Origin of the sequence: Algibacillus agarilyticus (genome assembly GCF_003286125.1) — a bacterium.
In the GTDB taxonomy this organism is placed as follows: domain Bacteria; phylum Pseudomonadota; class Gammaproteobacteria; order Enterobacterales; family Alteromonadaceae; genus Algibacillus; species Algibacillus agarilyticus.
In genome coordinates, this window is sequence record NZ_QMED01000003.1 from 196,442 (window position 1) to 213,476 (window position 17,035).

14 protein-coding genes are annotated in these 17,035 nt (G+C 39.8%); 2 read left to right on the forward strand and 12 right to left on the reverse strand.

The features are described from left to right. Window positions 1–251: 251 nt before the first annotated feature. From DPX34_RS04225 to DPX34_RS04250, 6 genes are all read right to left on the reverse strand, one after another. On the reverse strand, window positions 252–1,391 hold the full coding sequence (locus DPX34_RS04225; RefSeq protein WP_111977170.1) for a DUF1501 domain-containing protein: 1,140 nt from the start codon (window positions 1,389–1,391) through the stop codon (window positions 252–254). A gap of 2 nt (window positions 1,392–1,393) precedes the next feature. Further along, window positions 1,394–2,749, reverse strand: a complete 1,356-nt coding sequence (locus tag DPX34_RS04230; protein ID WP_111977171.1) for a DUF1800 domain-containing protein — start codon at window positions 2,747–2,749, stop codon at window positions 1,394–1,396. Between the two features lie 178 nt (window positions 2,750–2,927). Then, window positions 2,928–4,517 (reverse strand): glycosyl hydrolase family 79 N-terminal domain-containing protein, encoded by a 1,590-nt coding sequence (locus DPX34_RS04235; RefSeq protein WP_111977172.1) that lies wholly within the window; start codon window positions 4,515–4,517, stop codon window positions 2,928–2,930. Window positions 4,518–4,619: 102 nt separating this feature from the next. Next, window positions 4,620–4,745 (reverse strand): VOC family protein, encoded by a 126-nt coding sequence (locus DPX34_RS22245; RefSeq protein ID WP_269815506.1) that lies wholly within the window; start codon window positions 4,743–4,745, stop codon window positions 4,620–4,622. Between the two features lie 213 nt (window positions 4,746–4,958). Further along, entirely contained in the window at window positions 4,959–5,237 is a 279-nt protein-coding gene (locus tag DPX34_RS04245; RefSeq protein WP_111977173.1) for a VOC family protein, read from the reverse strand. 254 nt (window positions 5,238–5,491) lie between these two features. Beyond that, window positions 5,492–6,244, reverse strand: a complete 753-nt coding sequence (locus DPX34_RS04250) for an NAD(P)-dependent oxidoreductase (RefSeq protein ID WP_111977174.1) — start codon at window positions 6,242–6,244, stop codon at window positions 5,492–5,494. 99 nt (window positions 6,245–6,343) lie between these two features. Here DPX34_RS04250 and DPX34_RS04255 point away from each other — a divergent pair, with 99 nt between their 5' ends. Beyond that, window positions 6,344–7,243, forward strand: a complete 900-nt coding sequence (locus DPX34_RS04255; protein ID WP_111977175.1) for a LysR family transcriptional regulator — start codon at window positions 6,344–6,346, stop codon at window positions 7,241–7,243. A gap of 336 nt (window positions 7,244–7,579) precedes the next feature. Here the strand turns inward: DPX34_RS04255 and DPX34_RS04260 are convergent, their stop codons facing one another. The 5 genes from DPX34_RS04260 to DPX34_RS04280 all read right to left on the reverse strand — a co-directional run bounded on the left by DPX34_RS04260 (window position 7,580) and on the right by DPX34_RS04280 (window position 13,802). Further along, on the reverse strand, window positions 7,580–9,571 hold the full coding sequence (locus DPX34_RS04260) for a glycoside hydrolase family 127 protein (RefSeq protein ID WP_111977176.1): 1,992 nt from the start codon (window positions 9,569–9,571) through the stop codon (window positions 7,580–7,582). 42 nt (window positions 9,572–9,613) lie between these two features. Then, window positions 9,614–10,255 (reverse strand): 2-dehydro-3-deoxy-6-phosphogalactonate aldolase, encoded by a 642-nt coding sequence (locus tag DPX34_RS04265; protein WP_111977177.1) that lies wholly within the window; start codon window positions 10,253–10,255, stop codon window positions 9,614–9,616. Continuing rightward, complete coding sequence (locus DPX34_RS04270) at window positions 10,248–11,159, reverse strand: 2-dehydro-3-deoxygalactonokinase (protein ID WP_111977178.1); 912 nt, start codon at window positions 11,157–11,159, stop codon at window positions 10,248–10,250. The genes DPX34_RS04265 and DPX34_RS04270 overlap by 8 nt, the downstream gene beginning before the upstream one ends. 64 nt (window positions 11,160–11,223) lie before the next feature. Further along, entirely contained in the window at window positions 11,224–12,789 is a 1,566-nt protein-coding gene (locus DPX34_RS04275) for an MFS transporter (protein WP_111977179.1), read from the reverse strand. 257 nt (window positions 12,790–13,046) lie between these two features. Next, a complete protein-coding gene (locus DPX34_RS04280; RefSeq protein WP_111977180.1) occupies window positions 13,047–13,802 on the reverse strand; it encodes a FadR/GntR family transcriptional regulator in 756 nt (251 codons plus the stop codon). A gap of 460 nt (window positions 13,803–14,262) precedes the next feature. Here DPX34_RS04280 and DPX34_RS04285 point away from each other — a divergent pair, with 460 nt between their 5' ends. Then, on the forward strand, window positions 14,263–16,302 hold the full coding sequence (locus DPX34_RS04285) for a methyl-accepting chemotaxis protein (RefSeq protein ID WP_111977181.1): 2,040 nt from the start codon (window positions 14,263–14,265) through the stop codon (window positions 16,300–16,302). 117 nt (window positions 16,303–16,419) lie between these two features. Here DPX34_RS04285 and DPX34_RS04290 read toward each other — a convergent pair whose 3' ends face one another. Further along, window positions 16,420–16,842: a tetratricopeptide repeat protein gene (locus DPX34_RS04290; RefSeq protein ID WP_111977182.1), complete on the reverse strand. Its 423-nt coding sequence runs from the start codon at window positions 16,840–16,842 to the stop codon at window positions 16,420–16,422. Window positions 16,843–17,035: the final 193 nt, after the last annotated feature.

Sequence of the window (17,035 nt, forward strand, 5' to 3'; positions counted from 1 at the left end):
GCCTGTTTAACACAGCATAAATCAATTTAAAACCCACCGGGACGGAGCCCCTAAGCGCTTTTACTTCGTTGTTGTATTAACTTGAAAGGGGACTACATTCCTGCATTAATACGCCTAGAATTAAAATCGCTCAGGGGCTCTGAACTCGCATCTTGAAGTGACTTGGGTATAAATACAAATGCTCGCCCATCACAAACGGATACAATATGCATATCTTTGATATCAACAAAGATATGCAATTAATCTTTACGTCATACTATAAGCTGCGTTTTATAAGGCTTATGATCAGGAAAGATTTGGGCAAGTTCACTCACGGGCATTGACCAGTGTTGGTTTAACGCGGCGCTGATCCACGAGAACGTGTTAGTTGTTGGTTTTAGATCACGGTTTTCAAACAATTCTTCGTCTTTTAAACCTGGCCATTGGCCTAAAACTTTGCCACCGGCTACCGCTCCTCCTGCTAACATTAACGCGCTGCCCGTGCCATGATCAGTACCACCGGTGCCGTTTTCACGCGCAGTGCGCCCAAATTCAGAAGCGATAATCAATAAGGTATTTTGCCAATCATCACCTAAACCGTCATGTAAGGTTTGTAAGCCTTTATCAAGCTCTTTAAACTGACGATCGAGTCGACTTAATTGATTATTGTGAGTGTCCCAACCGCCCATTTCCAGCATGGCACATGGTGTACCTTCGTTGCCTTTCATTAACGTTGCACACGATTGAGCCAACTCAATAAATTTGCCTTTTTTATGCTCGGCCATCATGCCACCGACTTTCTCTTCGGTTGCCAACCCTTCACTTAAACGACTGTGCAATAACGCATCATCTTTATACAATTTCATTAGTGAGCTATATATATCGTCATCAGCATCTTTTAATCGGCTGGGATACCAGGTTTCGCCGGTTGAGCCACGCATACTAATGGGTAATGAACGCGCAATCGCCACGCCTTGCTGCTGCTTTAATTTAATGGCACGGCCAAGCCAACCCGAATCGTGATCAATTTGATTTAAACCGGATTCTAGATAGTCTTGCCCATCAAAATGTGAACGTGCACCATAACCCGAGCCGACCGCAACAATCGGTAAAAATTGCTTTTTTAAATACAACTCATGGCAAAAACTTAAACGACCATGCAGACTAAAACCCTTCTCGAGTGGGTTAAGTTTACCTTGCAAACCTTCAACCAATTTAGGTCGCAGTATTTTTAAATTTTCATCAAAACTAGGGACAAGCGTATGCAAAGTATCAACGGCTCCACGCAATACAAGCCAGATCACTTTTTTATTTTTTAATGTTGAAGAATTAGCTAAGCCAGCTGACATTGCAGGTACCGAAAATAAGGTTAAACCGGCCGATAGTGTTTTAATAAAGTCACGACGTTGCATAATTATCTCCGTTGGAACTCAGGGCTCATTAATAATAAAGTTAAAGCTGATTTAGCACTTTCAGCTCGAGTGATCATCAAACGTGTATGCTCACTAATACGTGAACCTAAACTCATGGTTAAAACGTGTTTAATGTTCGTTTTTTTTACTCGATTGGCGAGCATCGCGCTCATGTCAATGCGAGCCATTATTGCACTCGCCCCTAACCAATCGGCTTCGTCGTCACTAAAGCCGGCAGGAGATCCCGCATTTAGTGGTTTTTGTCCCAACTCGGTTAATGCGTTAATGATTTGTTTCTCATTCATGTTGAGATTAGGCAATGCACGTAAAGTAGAGATTAAAAATTCTCGTGGGGTTTTAAATTTTTCAAACTCGGTATGCCATGCATCAGAATGAGTTAACATGCTGGTTAATACTTGCTTTAAATTGCCTTGAGTGCGCATCCAAGTCGCAACCATTTTATTCACTAAATCTGTTTTAGGTTTGTCACTGACAAAGTGTTTAACTAATTTTGTGCACACAAAATTTGCCGTGCTAGGGTGGCGCGCTAAATCTATCAGCATTTGCTTACCTTGATTAAAACCTTGTTGTGGATAAGCGGTATTTAACAAGGTTTGAGTTCTGGGTTCATGCCCTTTACTCACAAATTTAAAGCCAGCGGTTTTATCTTTTAATGGGTTGGCCACGCTCCAACCTGTAATACCATTTGCTAGTGCAATGACATCTTTTTGTGTATAGCCGCCATTAACACCTAGGGTGTGTAGTTCTAAAATTTCACGCGCGAGGTTTTCATTTAACCCTTTACCTTGCTTGCCTCTTTTAGAATTTGCACCAAATGATCTTTCATTATTTAAGTAAATGAGCATCGCCGGATGCTGGGTTACTGTCAGCAACATATCTTCGAACTTATTAACTAAATTAGGCGCGATGGCTTCACGCTCTAGCGTGGCAGCATATGCCTGCATAACCCGATTTTGGCCGGTAACACTAAAATGGTTAGAGAAGAAATCAAGTAATCGCCAACTAAAACTGGTATTACTATCAACAGCTTGTAGCACCATATTAGCGGACAAATGGCTATAAACTTGTTTAGCTAATTTTTTATCTACCATGTCGGGGCTTTGCATCATCTGCGCTCTTTCATCGTCAGATTTACTTTTTTTCATTTGCTTTTGCTGTTGATTATATTTAGCTAAATAAACAGCAACTTCATTAGAATGCGTTAAACCATCATTAAAATTAATATTGTGCAATTGATTTAATAACCATGTTTTAGGATCGGACGACGCCAAATTAATTTCATCTGGCTTAGCGCCATAACCAAATCGATTGGTCGCAATAACAGCTTGAATTGTCATATAAGTGCTCTTAATAAAAGTAAACAAATACAAAATAGCGTTTTTTTTATTTTAGGCGACTAACTTTGCAAATATTTACAATTTTGCAAAGCTTTATTTACGATAAAGCGCCACACATTGCAAATAACGACTCAATAACGAGCAATACTAGCTGCAATTGATTGATCTTGGTTTTTATCTATTGATGGTTAATGACATAAAAACTAATACTGTGAGGTAGAATAGATAGGTTTACACCTTGGGCTTGTTCTGATTTTTTACGGTCTATGTTGTTCTTTATCTTATCGTGGGGTTCTAAGGGCGAGTTGCCTTGATGGAATTGATTAAAATCACTTAAGTTTACTTTACCCTTTCTAAACTTCGCTTTTTTATTATTGATAAAAATTTTATTGGCTGTGATCGAGCTCGCGGTTAATACATAGCGATCGACAATTTTTGCCGTTGTGCCAATTTCGCCTAATTGGTTTAATTGAGTATCAACATTAAACCGCGATGAATTAATAAATAACACCGTTTTATGCTTTCTATTTGGATGCTGATGACAATATACTCGAAGTCGTTTATGTGAGCAGGAAACTGCATAAACCTCAGTACCCATTAAACGAGCCCACAACCAACTGACCCAATAATCCGGACGTGGTTTAATCGTTAAACGATTAATCATGCCATAATCACCACCAATTAAACTCTGGCGGATCATGACTTTTTGGCCTAATGCCGCGCCTTGTCCAAGTTGATCTGCCCACCAAAAACACGACGCAAAGCGATCGGATAATTGCGGTTGGCCACCACATTGTGCCGAGCCTGTTTCGCCAGCCCATAAATCAGCTTGTGGCTGAAAACGATCACGCCAATTGCGCAACTGCTCAGCATATTTGGTAAAATAACCATACGATTTAGGTGATAGTAAACTACGCAAAGTCGCCGTGCGTGTTCGTATCGGCGAGCGCCGGCTTTGAAAAGGATAATAATGCCAACTCACAATATCAATTTCAAAATCGAGGTTAGCTAAAAACTTTTTACTTAAATTTGAAAGCGGTTTTAAGGTTTCACCTAATTTAGGCCAAAATGCACTACCCGGCCCCATAATTTTAGCCTCTGGCAGGGACGTTTTAATTAACTTAGCAAAGGTTGAATAATCGATAGCTAAATTTTTTGCGCTGGGTTGCGCTGTAACGCCATGAAATGCCCAATAGGCATTAAGTTCGTTGCCCAACTCACACACCGCTATTTTGTAACCTTTTTGATTAGAATATTCGAGCAGCTTTTGTATTTCGATGCCATCCCATTCGCCATGGGCTTGTCGGTTAAATAAACCGTACTTAAATGTAAACACTAACGCTAAATTGTTGCGTTGAATAAACCCGTGTAGCTGATCCCACATCGGTTTTGTTAATACTAATTCATTTTTACCGGCTTCGAGCTGTTCAAAATAGACAATTTTATCCGCTTCAGATCCACCAACTCTGATATAAGCAGGCCCTAATGCATCAACCAATCGGTCTAATTTTTTATTATTTAAGTCGAGCGGAGGAACACGCAAAGTGCCTAACCCTTTACGCACGCCCATGCTGCCTTCCCACCAAAATCCACCCACTAAAACCGAAATATCGATTGAATATGATAAATAATACGGTGATACGGTAAAAATAGGTTGTGTGGCATCTAACGTAACAACCGCTGTTTTAGCACGATTAAAACGCGGAAAAAATGGCAATGAATGCCCAATGCGGGTAATGAGACCTTTTAAATGACGAGGTAATGGCATATGCAATATTGTCGGGCAATCGATACGCCATTGTAGCCTGCTAAAGATGTCAGCGTTGTTACAAACGCTGATCTTAATTAATAGATTATTAAGGCAGCCAATTTATTCAAAAAAGCATAACTTGTTCTTATCTAAATCTCTAACATAAGCTGAAAATCGCCCTGAACGAATGCCCGGTTTACCTTCATCAATACCACCAATACGTAATGCATGGAGGCATATACCCAAGTGACTTCAATATGCTGGATTCAGTGGGAATTTAAATTGATTTAGGCAAGGCAAACAGGTGAAAGTTTAACGGGTTAAATTAAGTCTGTTTAACACAGCATAAATCAATTTAAAACCCACCGGGACGGAGTCCCTGAGCGCTTTTACTTCGTTGTTGTATTAACTTGAAAGGGAATGCCATACCAGCATTAATACGCCTAGAATTAAAAGCGCTCAGGAGCTCTGAACTCGCATCTTGAAGTGACTTGGGTATATAAGTTCTACTTTTTCGGCTGAACCCAGATTGAATCCTATCATCGAACCATTCTCGACACAGGCTGAATTACCATCAAAAGGCTCAGCTAACGCAAACATAAAATCAGCGTCGCCCCACAATGTCATACGCCCTTCACCGTGCAATTTTTTGATCTCGGTGTCGCGAAATAACGCGTCATAAAAGGCGACCCCCGCTTGCATATCATTAGTTCCCAAAACAACGTAATTCATTTTCATTATCTTTTCCTTTTATTTGTTTTTAACTTCTATAGTCAAAGCGATCGGGTTTTAGGGGAAGCCGTCAAGCTTCGAGACCCCATGAGCATATGCTCTACTATGTGATTGGGGCCGCCTAAATGGATTTAGGTGTTAGAACGACGCAGGAGCCAAAGTCGAGAGTAAGCGCTGACAATGAACCATAAAACCTGAGCGAGAAGACTATATTAATGTTTTTTTGTCAGCTTCAGCTGGCATAAAAATCAAACTCTAATTTACGAATTGTAAATAACCGGCATTTTAAAACGCCATGATTGCCAAGTGGATCCGCATACCACTAATTGAGTCATAAAGTGTGCCACGTTGATCCGACTCGTTTTACCTGCATCAAAAATCGCACTGCGTATCGGCGATGGATAAAGTGTATAAGCCGATACTGTTTCGTCATTAATTAAACTATCAGGCCGCACAACGACCCATTCAATGATGTTGTTATGTACTTGATCTTTTGTACCTTGATAAGTTTGTAAATAAGCGGCAGCGGCTTCATTATCGGCATGAGGTGGTATTAAATAACGAATGACACCCACAACTAATCGTTGAGCAAAAGACACATGCTCACCGGCTTGTTTATTTTGATTACCTGTTGTATTCATTAAAATAAATTTGACAGGATCGCCAGTATTAACTGTTTTAATTGCTTGGCATAAACGACACACGGCTTGGGTAACTAACCTACGAGGGTGACCGTATAGGCCTTTAAACGTTAAATTGTGCCCTAAACATGAAATGACGGCTGTACATCCTTGCACCATTTTTTGTAATTCAGCATCACTCATCTCAAGTAAGGTCGATTGAGTCGCCCGAAGCCGATGATGATTGAGGATTGACTTAGGGAATGAATTAACACAGCGCACAATAATAGTCACGTGTAAGTCAAGCTCAAGTAATTGCTTAACCACCCGTAAACCGGTTGCTCCACTGGCACCGACGACCAAAATTTTGTGCCGACTTGTCGTTACTAACATTACTGAATTAACCTTTGTTTAGTCTCTCTATTTGCTACTTTACCTATACAGTATTGAAATATATACTGGCCTTTTTGCATTATTGGTATACAAATACGTATGACTTGGAAGTCGGTTATTTTTGATTGGAACCACATTCGTGCTTTTTTGGTGACAGCAGAAGAAGGTACCTTATCTGCGGCAGCTAAAGCGCTGGGGTTAACACAGCCAACCTTAAGTCGTCAGGTTTACGCACTCGAACAAGAACTTAAACTTACCTTGTTTGAACGAGTTGGTCAGCGCCTCGTCTTAACAAACAGTGGTTTAGCCCTGTTAGCACACGCACGAAAAATGGGCGATGCAGCCTTAGATTTTTCGTTAGCGGCAACCGGTAAAGCACAACAAATTGAAGGCACCGTTGTTATATCGGCCAGTGAACTCACCGCCGCCTATATGCTGCCGCCAATTGTCGCTAAATTACGCCAAACAGAACCCGGTATTAACATCGAAGTTGTGGTTACCAATGAGCCTAGCGATTTAAAACGCCGTGAAGCGGATATTGCGATCCGTAATTTTCATCCAAAACAAAATGATTTAATCGCAAAAAAAATAGGTGAAGAAACGATTTGGCTCTATGGCACTCAAGACTATTTAGCCAAACAACCGGCTATCACAGATTTATCTCAACTCGACCAGATTCAAATCATAGGTTTTGATCAAAGTAATGCCGTTACCGACATACTGAATAAACAAGGTTGGCAACTGTCGAAAAAGAATTTTGCGCTGACCACGTCTTTTCAATTATTGCAATTAGCATTGTGTAAAGAAGGCCAAGGCTTGATCTTTTTTCCACAAGAAATAGCCCATAAAGAACCACTTCTAGTCAAAGCATTTTCGCATATGGGGCCGATTATGCAATTACCCGTTTGGTTGGTTTGTCATCAAGAATTACGCACAAGCTTAAGAATTCGTCGGGTGTTTGATTTTTTAGCCACAGAGCTCAGTACACAGCTAAGTTAACGGCTGAATTACCTTGCAGAATCATCAGCTTAAAAAGGTGCCTTGTTTAAATTAAATAGCCAAGGCACGTTGAATACAAGTTATAGGTTTAACGACACACATATAAAGTCGGTAAAAAACATACATATTCAAAAGCGTCCATGCCAGTTGTCACACACAGGACCTGTTCACAAACAGGGCTCATTCATAAACAGAATGAATAGCACCATTAACGTCTAAATGAAAAAGCAGCACAACGGCACTGCTTTTACCTACCCCATTTGGGGCTTAGACCAAGAGAATAATGCGTTAAATGACCAACCTATTACCGGTGGTTTTAACGCAAAATCAGGTTAACTACTTCCAAACAACCGGTACAAATACCGACATTTCAGCTGTCCCACGGTTACTCCAAGCAAAGTAAGGAACAAACTTAGCAGAGAAGTCTGTCCATACAGGCTTAGTGATCGCACTATACATTGCATCTTTATTTGATTCACGAATACGTGCATCAACATTGATCGTTGGAATGCCACCTAATATAGCGTCATCTTGTTCTAGTTTTAACTCGCCTTCACCTTCAATGTAAACGTCTAATACGCTTGTCGCTTCTGGTAAGTCTGGCGATTCAACACAGTAAACAACCGGGCCACGTTTAACCGCAACTTGGTTACGTGCTTCTTCAATACGAGGATGGCCTTCAACTAAAGTCGCTTCCATTGGAATATCAATAATGATGACATCGCCCGCTTTCCATTCACGATTTAAAATAGCATAAGTAGCTGGAGTGGCTTCAACGCCTGCATCTTCACCGTTAATTGTAATAGTTGCACCCGTAGCCCAACCAGGTACACGTAAAGCAATATCAAATGCGCTTGATTTCGCTTCTTCTACGGTTAGTTTAACTAACCCTTTCCACGGGTACTCTGTATCTTGAGTAAGCTTAATAGCTGAACCGTCTAACTGTTTAGTATTTAAGTTGTTGCTACCGTATAAGTTAACGTATACACCTGTCTCGGCTAAGCTATATGCCCAACCCGATAAGTTAGTGATCGTACGCACTAAGTTTGGAGGACAACAGAAACAAGCTAAATAACCTTCACGATCTGGCGTTTCAGTCACGTCAGCGTGTGCGTCATAGTCACGAGTGCCATGAAGCATTCTTAATGGATTAGCATAGAAGTAATCTTTACCCCCTAAACCAATACCTGATAAACCTGAGTTATGAAGTACCAGCTCAATAATATCAGCATATTTAGCTTGGCCGTGAATCCCTAACATACGGAAACTAAACATCGCATTACATAAGTTGGCACAGGTTTCGTTGTAGGCTGTTAGGTTAGGCATCATGTAGTCATCGATGAAACCTTCTTCGATCATGTCACGGTTTTTAGATGCACCATAGTGAGTTTGACCAACGGCACCTGTTACATACATTTTCTTCTGAGTGACGCTTTCCCATAAACCGTCAAGTGCATTAATTAATGCTTCTTCACCTGTTTCAGCATAAACATCTGCCGCACCCGAATAGTAATATAATGCTAATACCGCGTGACCATTTGGATCTTTTTCTTCGCGTAATGGCGTACGCTCTTGAACCATGTCACCAATTGGGTAACCAATAGTTGTTGAATCGTGTTCAATTTCGTAAGTACCGCGACGATCAATGAACTTTTGCGCTAATACAAGGTACTTTTTATCACCGATTGTACGGTACAACTCAACTAAGCCCATAATTTGTGTTTGGTTAAAACCAAAACGTTGGTAATGCTTAGTATCAGGGAAAAAGTATGTGTAAAGTAAATCAGCGTGCTTGATTGCTAAGTCTAATAAGTTACGCTGACCTGTAATACGGTAGTGCGCACAAGCTGTAATTAAGTAGTGACCCGTATTATACATTTCATGGTATTTACGGTTGGCATAACGTTCAGCTGCCGGATCAACTTTTAATTGAATTTGTGTTTGTAAATAACCGTCTGGCTCTTGCGCTTTAGCGATAATATCGATGTACTCGTCTAACTCTTTTAATAGATTTTCATCTTTAGTTAAACCGTAAGCATAGATTTTTGCTTCCATAAACTTATAGAAGTCACCGTCATGCCAGTACATACCTTGGTGCTTACCTTCTTTCATGCCAGCCGCAATTTTGAAGTTATTTAATGCGTGACCTACATCACCGCATAAAACGTCACCCATGTAGGGGATCATGGTGTCGACTGCTTTCTGAGTTTTATCAGCCCAAAAACCATCAGTCCACTGACAATCACCAAAGTTTACGCTTTTCAATTTAACATGAGGGCTTTCTGAGTTAGCTAAAATAGCTTTTGAGTGTGAGTTAGGTTTATTCATGTTTTTACCTTTCTGATAATGTCTAATTTATAGAAACAATCGTTATGACTGTTGTAAACATAGATTAAATGATTCAACAAATTGCTTAGCAACCGCTGAAATATCGGCGTCTGACATAGCGGGCGTATAAAGGGCTGAACCTAATCCAAAACCTTGAGCGCCTATCTTTGTATACGTTTTCATACTTTCAACACTGGCGTTAATTCCACCTACAGGGAAACAGTTGGTGCCTTTAGGTAAAACAGACATCAATGCTTTGAACCCGTCAACACCAAGTGCAGTAACGGGGAATATTTTTAAACCCGTTGCGCCGGCGGCTAATGCAGCAAAAGCTTCAGTTGGGGTAACCACCCCTGGAAAGGTTGCACAACCGGCTTCAACCGAAAGCTTAATAACGTCAACATTCATGTTAGGTGTTACCACTAAATTAGCACCGGTGGCAATAACGTCTTTTGCTTGTTCTGGCGTAGTAATCGTACCCGCACCGATATAAAATTTGTCGCCAAAATGCTCAACTAAACGACGAATACTCACTAAAGCATCAGGGCTATTAAGTGGTACTTCAATCATCGTAAAGCCTTCGTCAATTAACAGTTGAGCAATTCGGATCACATCGTCAGGTAATACACCTCGAATAATCGCAATTAATGGAAGTTGCTCGTTTAAATTGAACTCTTTAGTCATTGTTAATTACCTTAATTAAATCAGTCATACCCGCAAGGAAACATTCATCACCATTTAAGTATGTAGAAGAAATATTCAATGCTTCACAAGCGGCTTTATAGCGCTCACATAAACTTGTCCCACCAACCAAATAAACATGGTCTTGGGTTAAACTTTTCAGTTCATTGCCGATTAATAAACCGGATAAATAATCGAGAACAGCCGTTTCAGCTATATTGTTAAATAATCGATGTGTACGAGTCGCAAAAAGCGTGCTCGTTAATTTGTTTGTTATTTTTCCTTCTTTAACCCCTTTTAAAAAGGCATATGGGCTATCTAGCTGCTCAGGTAAACCTTTACCTAAGATAGTGTGTTTGGAAATAACCGAAAATAACTCACCGGTCATAAATGAAGAAAAAGCCGTCATTTTTCCATGACTAAATGTGGCATGTTTACTGTGAGTGCCCGGTAAAATCACCGCTAACGTGTCTTGCTTAACAACCTTAGATAAACCGAATAATTGAACTTCTTCACCACGCATCACATCAAAAGCACCAGTATCAATCTGGTGGCTCACACCCGGAATAATGGTCGCTTTCGCACCCCATGGCAGTTCAAAACTATGCACATTATTCGCTAGTGAATCTTCACCAACAGGCGTTGAGGTGTAATCAACATTGACCCACCCCATTTGTGAACCAACCATGCCAGCCATATAAACAGGCGTTGTTTGGTAATTGTGTATCCAACCGGTTAAAACAGATTCAAGTGCGGCAGCAAAATTGCCATCTTCTACTTGCAACAACCCCATTGGTTGTTCTTTTTTATCGATAACCGTACCCGACTCATCCATCGCAAAGGCTCTAAAATTTGTCGTGCCCCAGTCAATTATCAATAAATCAGTCGCTATATTTTTAGTCGTCATGTTGGTAACTCATTCTTTCAAAAAACGCATGTAATAATAAATTTAGAACCGTATTCAATTTGGTCTAACCTTTAACTAAATCTTTCTCGATAGCTTCAATCGTCTTGCCTTTTGTTTCAGGTAAAATAAAGAACATAATAATTAAGCCACCTAAACCAATCATTGAGTACATTAAGAAGACATTTGCAGCACCAAAATTACTTAAGCTCCATGGGAATAATTCACTCACTCCCCATGATGATAAAGTTTGAACTAACGCAGCAAACGGCAACGCGATACTTCTTACGTTATTAGGGAATATTTCCGAAAAGATAACCCACATAATGGGTCCAATAGATAAGTTAAATGCCGCAATAAAAGCTAAGATGCCAAACAAAACGGCTATCGGTTTAATACCTTGGATCGTTTGGTTGATAATGGCGCCACTCACCAGTGGTAAATCTTTTTTGTTTATGGTTTCAGCTAGCGCCTTTTTCAATTCAACATCATTTGCAAACGTTTTACCCACTAAGGTTTGTAAAGGGGCTAAGTTAATGCTTTCACTTTTTAACTGAACTTCAATTCGTTCATATGCAGCACGGTCGAGTTGATAAGTCGTGTCTTTAAAACCAAACCATACCGAGCCATGAGCAACAACAACAAGGGCTAAACCGCCAAGCGTTAAATAACGTCGACCCAGTCTTTCCACGGTGAATATAGCAATCATAACGGCGATTAAATTAACAACAGCCACTAATACCGTTTGCATAAACGTATCTTCAGTGCTCATACCAATTTGTTCAAAAACCATAGGGGCAAAAGACATAATGGCGTTCATACCAGTACCGCCCTGTACAATGGCATATACAATGGCGATAGAAAGAACAAGGGTCATGCGTTTATTAAATAGATTCTTTAACTGGGTGAAAGTGTCGGTCTTTGTTTCTTGATGAAAACTTTCTTTAACGTCAGCCATTAACGTTTCAACTTGATCGGCAGGCGCAATTTGCTTAAAGACTTCACGCGCTTCGTCTTCACGCCCTTTCTTTAACAACCAGCGTGGTGATTCTGGAATGTTAAGAAGCAAAGCAATCCAAATAAAGTTAGCGATTAATTCAGAACCTAACATGTAACGCCAAACATTTTCATTGTCTAAAAAGCTGATGTCGGCCAAGTATTTTAGTAAAAAATAATTGATGACTGAGGTTAAGAAAATACCAATCGCAATCATTAATTGATTAACAGAGACAAACTTACCTCGTTGTTCTGCGGGGGCAACCTCTCCTATATACATTGCTGAGACCATGATGGATGCAAAGGCGGCACCACCGATAAAGCGCCCAACCAATAGCATTTCGTAACTCACCGCAAAAGCCGATAACAACGAAGACAACGTATAAGCAAACGCAATACCGACTAATACTTTTTTACGGCCAAAATTTTCACATAATGTGCCAGCGAAAAATAAAACCACAATGACGCCATAGAAAGTACTACCAATTATTCTGCCTTGTTGCACATCATCTAGCTCAAATAAAGAACTAATAAAGCGCATTGCTCCCGATATGTTTAAAAGGTCCAAACCAAAAACTAAACCACCAAAAGCGGCTACTAGTGAAAACTTGGTAACGTTTGAATCTATTTTCGCCATTATAAAACCTTAAATTAAACTAAAGATGTAAAAAAGTGGCCACATTATTTGGCGCTGTTTATTCAATTAATCATACTTTGCGTAAAAAGGGCTGCAGCACCTGACATGTCTCAAGTACTGCAACCAACGCAATTTAACTGTTTAAAATAACGATAAAAAACCTTTACTTTACATTAGATTGTCTAGGTCTTATTACGCTATTCTTAGTAAAGTTCAGTCTTTAACCGTTTTCAAATTTATTTAAATTTATTAAGTAGTTACGTTGCAATTAAATTCTGGCTTTCACAAAACTTCTTTAATCGTTGACTTGAATTTTCAAGCAACCTTAAAGTCATTTTTTCTGCTAGGTCAGCATCACCCTGTTTAATTGACTTTGCGATATCACGATGATAAGGCACGGTTGTTTCACGTAAACAGGGATCATCATGGGTCACTTTGTGGCCCACGAGTAACGCTGAATAAATAACGCCTTCTAACGCGGTTAAAAATTCATTATGTGCCGCTTTCAACACCGCTTTATGGAAAAGAGCGTCGGCTACAATAAAATTCTCAGCACTACAAAGTCGTGCTTTTTCCATATCGGCACAGCATTTTTCAATTTCTTTAATATTTTCTGCTGTGGCTCTTTTAGCGGCCCAAGCGGCGACTTTAGGTTCAAATGACAACCTAATTTCCATAACCTGTAATAAAAACGCAGTATTAGGCGGAGCCGATACATGCCATGCAAGTACGTCATCATCCAACAACTTCCATTCACGGCGATCGCGAACACGCGTCCCCACACCACGGCGAACATCTAATAGCCCTTTAGCGACCAGTATTTTTACTGCATCTCTAACAACGACTCGGCTCACGTGATATCGCTCAGCTAAAGCAACTTCGTCATCTAACAGTTCACCTGAAAGATAACTTCCCGCGACTATACGACGGCCTAATTCCCGTACTAGCTGAATCGACAAACTCGTGGTCATCGTTGTCGAATGCTTTAAATCATAATATATTAACTCACTCATGGTAATTATATAAACATATGATGTTTATATAATCAAACTTTTTATGAAAATAATTTGTTAATTAAATTTACATTCTCTCTTCATCTGTCGGTTTAATGAATAATCAAACTCAAATCAGTAGCAATCGTTCATTTATTAATACCAGTACAGCATTCAATAAACCCAATACGATAAAAGTGATCGCTAATCTCGACGATGCAATTTGATCAACAATATTTATAAATTTGCTTAACATGTTTGATTATATAAACGTCATATGATTTAATTACAAACATATGATCTTTACATAAATAGATTTTAGTGTTGATTGAATAATTTAAATGTAGGTCATCAGGAAGCAACACGACTACGGACGATCAAATTAACTCACCGGGTATCAATTGCGCTAAAAAGCAACTCAACCTTTGAGCTCAACTAAATTGGTATGCACTGACAAGTACGTTAATAAGAGAGAAAAGCCGTGAATGTTTTAAATAAACTAAAAATTCGTACCCGTATTTTGATACTTGCGGTGTTTCCAACCTTGATCGTGTGTGGCTTCGCCATCGATAAACTCAACCAAGCAAAAACGCAAGCAACTAAGTTAGAAAAGCTATCCGTTGCCATGGAATTTGTTAAACGTACGGGTTCACTATTGCAAGCCGTTCAAAACGAGCGTGATTACACGTATGGTTTTTTATCAAATTCGACGGGTGAGATCGGTTCGGGTGGGGCTCGCTACAAAAAGCCCTTAGCTGAACAGCGTGATAAAGTAGACCAAGCGATTATGGACTACCAAACTTACTTAACGTTAGCTAAAGCAGAAATCGAATCGCTTGATAACATACCTAATTTAGCAAAACGCTTAGTTGACTCGCTGGGAAATGTTGAATACACACGCCCATATGTTGATCGTTATCAACTTCAAAATGATAAAAAAGAATGGGTTGTCAATCGTTACCATACCTTAAATTCAAGGGCTATTGATGCTATCAATGGTGTGATAAAACTATCCACGAGCAATGAAGAATTAAACCTCTTGGTCAATGCTTATGCCTCACTTATGCAAATAAATTTTGTGTATTCATTTGAGCGCAGCAACAAATTAAGAACCTTTAGTTTAGGTGCTTTGGATTATACCTCGCACAGTAATAACAAAGCAGCTTGGCGCCAGTTGCAAGATGCTACAACCCATTTACGCGCCATTGCCCCAGCCAATATAAGCCGTTATTACAGTCAAGAACATGGTGACACACCGTTGCAGGAAAAAATGTTTAAAATGCGTCAAAAACTGTTAAGCATGGGCGGCAAAGTTTACACCGGCACCACCGCCAACGAATGGTTTGATGATGCAACCGATAATATGGCATCGCTCAGTAAAGTTATAAAATTTACCGAAGCACAAATAACTCAAACCACAGAAGCCGCTCTCGATAATTCAAAACAAAGTGTGAATCAGAGTTATTTATTAATCGTGTTTGTTGTGCTGACGATTTCACTCATTTCATATTTAATTATTAGATCAATCATCACACCATTAAAAGAACTGGTTGTTAAAATGAGCTATGTGGCCAACAACAAAGATCTACGTGCGCCCATTCCAGTTGATGGTCAAGATGAACTAGCAGAGGCAACGATCGCATTTAATTCTTTACAAGATAGCTTTAACGAAGCTTTACGTGGCATTTTAGCTGAAGTTAAAAGCATGAACACACTCACCTTATCCGTAAATAATTCAATGAACGAAAACCAAAACAGAGCTAATAGTCAAACTGAATCGACTGATTCTGTCTCGGTGGCGGTTAATGAAATGTCGGCAACGATCCAAGAGGTGGCTAATATTTCACAAAGTGCTGCATCGGCGGTATCAACCGCCCATGACAGCTCAGTAGAGAGTGCTAATAATGCTAATGCCACTAAAGATATTATGGAAGCACTAGTCGCAGAACTCGCTTCAACACAAAAGCAAGTAAACCAGCTCAATACCGAAACCGAAGTGATTGGCAATATACTCACGGTGATCCAAAGTATTGCAGAACAGACTAACTTGCTCGCATTAAATGCCGCCATTGAAGCTGCACGAGCCGGTGAGCAAGGTCGTGGATTTGCGGTAGTCGCCGACGAAGTACGCAGCTTAGCCAGTCGCACTCAAGAATCAACCGGCCAAATACATCAACAAATCGAAGCGCTACAAACGGGCTCTCGCTCGACAACAGCCAGTATGCAAAATTTACAACAGCAAGGGTCTAAAGCAGTCGAAGTGGTTGTGAGCAGTGTTGCAGCCTTTGAATCATTACGCAAAGAGCTAAACAATATTCATGGCATGTCATCTCAAATTGCCACCGCGGCCGAGGAGCAATCTGTTGTTGCGGGTGAAATAAATGAACGAGTGCATGTGATAAAAGATGATACTGAAGAAATGAAACAACATACCACCTCAACCGTTGATGCCTGTCAGCAATTAAGCCAAACCAGCGAAACACTTTCGCAATATGTAAATCAGTTTAAAGTTGTTAGTTAAACAAGTTTTCTTAAAGGGTTTTGCAAGATTGATGTTGAAAAGAAACACCGGTTTAAGGTGTTTCTTGCTACTCAATTATCACTCTTTACATTTAATTAAAACACGTATTAGCGCAAATTATTCAGCTAACAGTGAAGTTAATAAATCGTGAATTTCTGCTTTTAGTTCTTTATCCGCTATTTTGTTCGAACTTATTTTAGCCGCTTCTAAACTTTGTATTGCAGCCTCTGTTTGGCCTAACTCAATTTGCAACGTTGCCATCGAATAACCAATTGAAGACATGTGATCTTTTGAATTGATAGCGGTTGCTTTAACTAACGCTTTGTTATAAATAACGATCGCATCAGCTAATTCTTCAGTAAAATCAGCTAGCGTTTCCCATTGCTCAGGGTGATCTTTATCCGAATTTTCATTATCCACACAAACCGCGTTTAGTTCAGCATACAATGCATCAAAAGCGACTCTATCCTCTTTATTTGCTGCCGCCATTAACTGCTCAGATAAGCTATAAACAGACTTATATATTTTAGTGTTAATCATTTTAATCTCTATATCGTGACAATAAGCAAAACCCATCGCTGATTATCGGCGATGGGTATACACGCAATGCGCGGTTACATAACCGAGTTGGCTTATCATCTTTAAATTTAGCCAGACACTAACGGACTTTACTCATTCCTTCAATGTTAATTGTATTATTTACAAGAATCGTTAAATAATAATGTGTTGGACG